This is a genomic window from Saccharicrinis sp. GN24d3, from assembly GCF_052400645.1.
GTDB lineage: Bacteria > Bacteroidota > Bacteroidia > Bacteroidales > Marinilabiliaceae > Saccharicrinis.
Map to the genome: position 1 here is coordinate 1 of NZ_JBQTGI010000056.1, position 7,996 is coordinate 7,996.

8 protein-coding genes are annotated in these 7,996 nt (G+C 35.0%); all 8 read right to left on the reverse strand.

The features are described from left to right. Positions 1-213: 213 nt before the first annotated feature. Positions 214-1,164: an alpha/beta hydrolase family protein gene (locus ACT29I_RS25380; RefSeq protein WP_444794819.1), complete on the reverse strand. Its 951-nt coding sequence runs from the start codon at positions 1,162-1,164 to the stop codon at positions 214-216. 90 nt (positions 1,165-1,254) lie between these two features. Further along, positions 1,255-2,010: an alpha/beta fold hydrolase gene (locus ACT29I_RS25385; protein ID WP_444794820.1), complete on the reverse strand. Its 756-nt coding sequence runs from the start codon at positions 2,008-2,010 to the stop codon at positions 1,255-1,257. A gap of 2 nt (positions 2,011-2,012) precedes the next feature. Continuing rightward, a complete protein-coding gene (locus ACT29I_RS25390; protein WP_444794821.1) occupies positions 2,013-2,291 on the reverse strand; it encodes an alpha/beta fold hydrolase in 279 nt (92 codons plus the stop codon). Further along, positions 2,291-3,130, reverse strand: a complete 840-nt coding sequence (locus ACT29I_RS25395; protein WP_444794822.1) for an alpha/beta fold hydrolase — start codon at positions 3,128-3,130, stop codon at positions 2,291-2,293. Before ACT29I_RS25395 ends, ACT29I_RS25390 begins: the two co-directional genes overlap by 1 nt. A gap of 16 nt (positions 3,131-3,146) precedes the next feature. Beyond that, the gene (locus tag ACT29I_RS25400) at positions 3,147-4,238 is read right to left on the reverse strand and encodes an alpha/beta fold hydrolase (RefSeq protein WP_444794823.1); all 1,092 of its coding nucleotides are present in this window, start codon (positions 4,236-4,238) and stop codon (positions 3,147-3,149) included. A 130-nt stretch (positions 4,239-4,368) separates the two neighbouring features. Further along, on the reverse strand, positions 4,369-5,496 hold the full coding sequence (locus ACT29I_RS25405; RefSeq protein ID WP_444794824.1) for a DUF6544 family protein: 1,128 nt from the start codon (positions 5,494-5,496) through the stop codon (positions 4,369-4,371). Positions 5,497-5,519: 23 nt separating this feature from the next. Beyond that, a complete protein-coding gene (locus tag ACT29I_RS25410; RefSeq protein WP_444794825.1) occupies positions 5,520-6,362 on the reverse strand; it encodes a CPBP family intramembrane glutamic endopeptidase in 843 nt (280 codons plus the stop codon). Between the two features lie 180 nt (positions 6,363-6,542). Then, positions 6,543-7,688: a helix-turn-helix domain-containing protein gene (locus ACT29I_RS25415; RefSeq protein WP_444794826.1), complete on the reverse strand. Its 1,146-nt coding sequence runs from the start codon at positions 7,686-7,688 to the stop codon at positions 6,543-6,545. Between the last annotated feature and the right edge of the window lie 308 nt (positions 7,689-7,996).

Consider the following 7,996-nt stretch of genomic DNA (forward strand, 5'->3'; position numbering starts at 1 on the left):
TAAAAAAAACTACACCATACTTATGAACTTTATGTCAACACCTTTTTAGTTTTTAGACAGTCTGACGGTAAATTGTATGAGTAGTGGCAGATTGCGTGGTAATTTCCTGTCAAACCGTAGTGCAGTTTGAGCGGGCTGCAAACCTTGATATTAGCTACTTTGCCTGCCATTACTTATACAAAATGTTAGCGTTTCGTGTTTTCTTTTCAACTTCTAATTTAAATATTTTTCAAAAAAATCAACTATTTCTTTTTTAGTACTATCGGGCAATTCATGCCCAATGTTTTTAAAAGTCTTAAATATTACATTTACACCATTATCTGTATAAGTTTTTTTGCAATTTTCCCATCTTAGAGGTAGCATTTCTTTGCCCAATAATTCATAAATTAATTCTCTTTCATTCGGGTCAAAAGCATCATCGTAAGGAACGGCATCATTTTCATCCAACGCTCCCATAAGATAGAACTGGGGTGTATTAATGAATTCAGACTTCTGAAATTCCTGATTAAAAAGCACAGTAAAGTCATTTGTGCCTAGCGGGTAATCTAGTGGTTTGTCTTCGATACTATCTAAAGGCAAAGCCAACAATCCATTTAAACCTCCTGCTGCCACTGCCTTAACTTTATTCGGATGCAACAACGCAAAGCGATTCGCAAAAGTTCCTGAAGCGGAGAATCCAGTCATTAAAAATTGGTTGCTTGTATTAACATCCAGCTCGTTAAGTCTTGATTTTGCATCGTTAAACATTTCCAGCAGCTGCAAATCAATTCTTTCCAGTTGATTATGTTTTTGACGCATTAAATCGCGGTCTAAAGCATGGGTATATATTTTCCAATCGGTTTTGGACCGTGGAAAAGTAGGAACCAGAAGCGGGTAGTTGAGTTTTTGTGCTACATAATTTCCTAAATAGAAATCTTTGGTCGCAGTTCGTTCTGCTTTTTCGATATGCTTTTTAAAATCGTCATCGGCAAAACCTGAATTATTTGGTTCTACAATTATAAAAGTTTCTTCTTCGGTTGAAATATTATCAGGGATGAACAAAAAATAGGGGTAATTAAAACCATTTTTCGGGTTTGATTCCACAAATAACAGTTTTCCTTTTTGATTGTTGCTACAAGCGTAAAAGATTAAAGTTGTGATAATGAGATATATAATTTTATTCATCGAAATTTTTTATTTTGATGTATCGTAAATCGTCTATTAATTATTATTTGTTGTATTGTTTTCAAAGAATGAATTGAAAGTTAATTCAACTTATGTAACTTTTTTCAATTTTTTCCTTACTAAGGAATAAAACTCATCCTTGTTTGATAACATCGCGGGATGATTTCCGGTTTCAAACATGTGAACTTCCAATCTGTTATTTTTCATTTTTAAGTCGTTATATATTTTGTCCAGGTTATTACAAAGTTCATCTTGTTTACTTCCTGTCAAAGTGGTTGGAACCGATAATTCTGAGATTGATTGGTGAAAAAACGAACTGTTTGCTTGGCTAAAATTTAGAAACATTTCTGTATCTAAATCAATCACATTTTCCCAATCAACTCCATGATAAAAAGTCCAAAATTCTTTGGCAAATCTGTTTGTTTTACTCTTTTGTCTATTTTCTTTTAAATCTGTTTCATAAGAGTTTAGAGGGTATTCTCCCATAAAACTATCAGCAATTAAATAGTTAATTTTTTCCGGGTGCTCCAAAGCTAAATTAATGCCAACCAGGGCTCCTCCACTTGTTCCAATTACCGAAAGTTTGTCAATTTTTAAATGTTTGAGTAATGCATGACAAACGTTCGAATTATAATACCAGAAATCATGCTCAAATTTCAGTACTCTTTCCGACTTTCCATGTCCCGGAAAGTCAATTAATATGAGTTTAAAATCTGTTGAATACATTTCCAATATTGAACTAAACAACTTCGATGATGCAGTATTGCCGTGTAACAACAGAAGGGGGTAACCACTCCCAATTTCTTCATAAAAAACCGCCTTATTTTCGAATTTAAAATAAGCCATAATTACTTTGAATTGTGCTTTACAAAAAACTCATTCAAAATCGCAGCTAATTTTTCAGGTTCTTCAATGGCAGGACAGTGACCGGTTTCTGGTATAATATGCAATTCTTTTGTTTTAGCAGTTAAAGCTGTAAGTGCATTGTAAATTAACTCTGCATGCCCAAGTCCTACAACATAATCCTGGTCGCCCTGAATAACCAATGTTGGTGTTTTAATTTTCGCGAGTTCCGGTTCTATATTAATGTTATTATAGTCAGCATTATTACGAAAGGCCCGGTTCACTATTTCTGCTTTTTTCCAACCTGTGCATATTCATCTTCGGAATATTTCATTAACTTCATTAAGGCCGTATCCTGCAAAACATCTTTAAATGAAATAATTTTTGAGGTATCGGCAAAATAAGCATTAAACCCGAGCTTTGGTGGTACCTCGTGTTTCATCCAATTCACATCGATGTGAAAGTGTTCAAAATTGCTTCTTTTAATACGCTTCAGTTCACTCACAATAAATTTAAGCTCACTTTTTCTTGAATCAGAAATATCTGTTTGCAATAATTCATTTGCTTTTTTAATTTCAAAATCTATTAACGAATGGTTTTGATAGTTACTGTTTGCCTTGCCCTCGATACATGCATACGAATTAATTTTTCCCTGATGCGATAACATATACAGAAAACCATACATTCCTCCCCAGGAACTTCCCATAAGATTTACCTTTTTTTTATTGTATCTATTCATTAAACTGTCAATCACAATATCCAAATCCTGAATGTATTGTTCAACATTTAGCCGCGCTGTATCAGAACATGCCGACGATTTGCCACATCCGCGCTGGTCGAGGTATGCGACCATAAATTTGTCTTCCAACCCCGGTCCCATGAGTTTGATATCGATGCCGGAATAGCCTCCCGGGCCTCCGTGTAAATTAATAATTAATGGTTTTTCTGCATTTCCACGTACCCGAACATAAAGTTCTGATTCAGGAACATTTATCATTATCTCCTGGTCTATATTTTTCACTAAAGACTTTTCCTGGCATGAGAAGGTTATAATTGCAAGCCCTGTTGCGAATGCAATCAATAAAATTTTAAAGGTTTTCATTTTACTAAAATCAACTTTCATAATATGGTTTTATAAATTAAAGGGTATGCTTTTCGAAAAATTTAATCAAAATATCAGCCAGCGATTCTGGGCATTCTATTGCCGGGCAATGACCTGTATTGGGCAAAATATGCAGTTCTTTATTCTCATCGGATAAGCCGGAAAGTGCATTGTAAATTAATTCGGCATGCCCAAGACCAACCACATAATCGAATTCCCCTTGAATTACAGCACACGGCGTTTTTAGGGTTGCTAATTCGTTTTCGATGTTTATGTCGTTGTATTCGGGCCCATCGAGAAATGCCTGGTTTACAAATTCCGCCTTTTCACCAATTTTTAAATATTCTTCTTTTGAGTAGTTCATTAATTGTAGTAAAGAAGTGTCGTTCAATACGGCATCCATCGAAATTATTTTTGAGGTATCGGCGAAATAGGCATTAAATCCTAATTTTGGTGAAACTTCGTGTAGCATCCAATTCACATCCTCATAGAAGTTGTCATAATTACGTTGTTTTATTCTTTTTAATTCCTGGGCAATTTCTTCCAGTTCAGTTTTACGTTCTTCGGAAATTTGCCCTTGCAACAAATCGTTCACTTTTTTGACCTGAAAATCAAGCAAAAAATCGTTTTGATATTTACTATTAACTTTCCCATCAATACAGGCATAAGCATTTACTTTTTTACTGTTTTTCAGTAAATAGAGGAAACCATACATTCCTCCCCACGAAGTTCCCATTAATGCCACCTTCTTTTTATCGTAACGATTTCGCAGACTGTCGATGACAATATCCAAATCCTCTACATATTGACTGATAGTTAACATCGAAATATCATCACAAGCCGGAGATTTTCCACATCCGCGTTGGTCGAGGTAGGCAATCAGGAAATTGTCTTCCAATGCCGGCCCCATTAGCTTTATGTCGATGCCGGAATAACCGCCGGGGCCTCCGTGCAGGTTAATTATTAATGGTTTCTCCGGATTACCTCTCATCCTAATGTATAACTTTGATTCTGGTACTTCAACAAATAATTCCCCATCTATTAATGTGTTGTTCTTTTCGGTTGGATGACAAGAAACAGAACACAAAAAGCTTAAAAATAACAGCACCATTAAAATTTGATTTCGCATATGAAATGTTTTCTTAAAAATAAAAAAGATATGAACAGATGCAAGTAAACAAAAAATATATTATTCCTGATTAAAACTCAATTTTATTGATTGTAAAATGCAGCAGGACTCATTAAAATAACATTCATTGCTAACCACGTTGCTGCTTCAATAATGGGGTCTGCCGAAAAGTTGAGTTGTACCGGATATCAGTAATTTCCAAATCCAACCAGGTCCAGTCGCCTTCATCGAGTTTCCATGTGGCGGTCATCTTTACTGGAATTTTTATGCCATTCATTACAGCATGTTCCTTTACATCTATTACCCATTCAACGCGCTCTGCATCCGGCTCGTTGCCTTTGTAGCGTAGGGCACTGTACCGGATAAAGTCGCCGTTTTCGTTAAAATGAAAAGTTCCTGCCCCCTTTGTTCCTTTGTAATCTATTGTTGCTTTTGCCGAGTGGGAATCTATTGCTTCCCAGGTAATAAACGGGCTTAATGCAGCCGATGGAAACCAGACTATTTCGCCCAAATAGCGTTGCAGTGTTCCTTCGTCCATTTTGGTTCCTTTTTCGTTTACGATATTCAACAGCGAAAACATTTTTATTTGCATTTCCCCTTTTCCGTTAATAAACTTATCGCGACCAGCGATTTTGATAAAGGGCGATATTTTCATTTTAACTTTCCAAACAAAGGCCGGATTTTGAACTGTAAAATATTGTTCGGCAGTGGCATCGTTCCAGTTTTCCTGTTCGGGTTTCATTTTCATTTTGGCTTTTTGTTTCAGCCAAACAGCATGGATTTTTTCCTTGCCCACAACTCCCGAAACTTCCAACCAACGTTTAACAGGTTCCGGCAAGCCTGAAATTTCCGCTTCGCTAACCTTTGTTATGTTGATTGTTTTGGTGTGTTCCAGAATCTGAGCAACTTCAGTTTCTGTTTTATTGTTAAATCGGTCCGTTTGCATTGAAACGACTGCAACAATCAGAATGATTAAATTGGCAATCATTCCAAATTTGGCATCCTTCCAAACTGTAATTATTAAAACGGTTGAAATGACGACTGCGACTATGGCCAGCCAGCTCCACCAATTTTCCTTTTTTATAAAACCAATTCCCGAGATAAATAAAAGTATCGTTGCAAGCAACCAAAACATACCTGATAATTTTGAAAAGTTACATGAAAACTGGGGCAAATATGAAATCTCAAATGCTTTTAAAAAGCCCAATAAATGAATGGCCCCGTGCAATATGATTATAGTAGAAAATATGAGTTTCATAATAATTATTTTTTGAATGAATTTTATATGCGTTTGAAAAACATTTCTTTATCGGTAATTACCAAATACAAAGATACAATTAGGAGCAACCCGGTTTGAATAACCTTACTCATGGGGTGAGTAGCAAAAATCTCGTTGAAAAATCCGGCAGTAATATGAAATACCACAGGCAACAGGATATTCCGGTTGGTTTTGTAATAAAGCCAGTTCATAATAAGAACAAAAGGAATCATACTAACTACAAAATTGAGCGAATAAAGCGTTCCCGATTCTACCAGATTGCTATGGTAATAACCATTAATAAACGATAATGGGAAATGCCAGAAAGCCCAATAAACGGCAAATATCATGGAGGCATTAAACAAATTAAACCGCGAGACCAAAGCGTCGGTTCCATACGAGTGCCATGCCAGTTCTTCGAGCATTGGGGCTGCAATCAGCAAAAACCAAACCGGGAAAAGCGCCGATGTAAAAGTAAAGGCACCTCTCAATTCAAACTGGCTGGTGCTATATCCAAAAAACAGTGAAATGGTCTGAGCGGCCAGAATACTGAGCAACATCAGAAAAAACGCAATTAGAATGTATTCGCGCTTTATGCTTTTGAAGTTGAAAAAACGACTTAAAAAATCTTTCCTGAGTTCTTTGATGGGCAACATAAAACATAGCGCAATAACTAACGGCGTAAGTAAACCTGCAAAACTGCTTATGCCAGTTGCCCACTCCAGCGTACGTGTGTATGGTGTTTTATAACTAAACCAGCCACTCAAAAACCATAAGGCCCAAGGTATGGCAATTGATAAAAAATAAAAGATAAACGGACTTTTGTACTTCTTGATGATTTGATTTTCTTGTTTAATTGTATTCATGGCTAATACTTTTTTGAGTTAAACTTTTTTTGAGCAAAGTAAAATCAAATACAAAGGGCAATCGCTCAAACTTACAGGTATGGACTAAGAAGGAGTACAAACCTACAAGTTTGAACTATTACCAATCAGATTATTAACCGATTAAGAGTTTTGATATTTTTTGAAAAAAGAAGGTGAAAATTATGTTTTCAAATCTTTTTGTACTTGTTTCGATAAGTATTGGGAAGGTGTTATTCCTTTTTGTTTTTTAAAAATAGTATTAAAAGACGATTTGGAATTGAATCCTGAATCGAGTGCCAAGGCAAGCAAACTAAAATTTTTGTTTTCGCTGGCTTTCTGTATAAATTCTTCAACCCTATAGTTATTTACAAAATCATGAAAATTTACTTTAGCCTCCTGATTGATTATTTGGGAAAGTTGATTTGGCGAAATTTTGAGTATTTGAGCCAATTCGGATAAACTTAATTTGGAGTCAAGGTAAGGTTTATCATCGACCATAGTTTTTAGCAAGTTTTTATAGAGTTCTGTAATATCTTCGCTTTTCAAACCTGAATTTTTATATTTTTTTGATGATTCGCTTACTCCTTCAACAGCGCTTTTTATTGTAGGATTATTCGTAAATATGTTTTCCTGTTTTATCCCAAAATAACCAATATAGAAAACAAAACCAATAATTATAAGATATATAATGTATTCAACATTAAATGGAAACTGAATCCCTAAAGCATCGCGCAAAATGTAAATTATTGTTGCGGAAAAAAATACCAATCCAATACTCAAAATACAATTACGTAGCCATTTAATATTAATCCCTTCGCTGTAAGAAAAATAGTTGTCGATTTTGTTTTGATGCTTTGTGGTTAATCGATAAGAAAGAATGGAATAGATTAGTCCAGAAATTAAAATTGCAACCAGCAATACAATAGAAAAAACAGAGTAATCCTGTATTTTCCCATTGTCCACCATTCGTTTTTCTTCAACGGAGTAAAAGAAAAAAAAGGGCAACATATATAAATATGAAGCTAATGCCGGAATTAAATGCAAATAATCTATGGCTCTTATTTTGCGGTCATTACGCAAGGAATAGAGGGTGTATAAAAAAAGCATTGGACCGTGCAGCAATGGCATAGGAGCAGTTATACCTACCAAATGCGGAAATATTTCCCAGTAGCCTTTTTGATTGAAATAAAATCCTAGTAGATGAATCCCAATAATTACAAACCATATTACTAAAATCCTGTCAGTTAAAACTTTTTGCTTCTTAGTTAGAAGTAAAAAGACAATAAAGAAGGACAAAAATATACTACTTATTAAAATTACTTCCATTGTTTTTTTTGAAATTTTTATAAGTCACATGGTATTCTTTAACATGAACGCTAACGTTGACCTGGATGAAGCGTGCGGAGATTAAACGAACCAAACCTTCCAAACTCCACAGAGCCAAAGCTTTTATTTGTTATTAACTTTTCATTTTAATGCCAAATCAAAGGTTTGGCGGTGTTAAAACTCCCGACTAAACTACCAAATAATCACTAACTCCGCATGATTTATTCCAGATTGTTAGCGGTTGTTATTTCTCAATAAGGTCTTCTTATGCTTGCCTGAATATTCTTGAATTCAGCTGCTTTCAATTG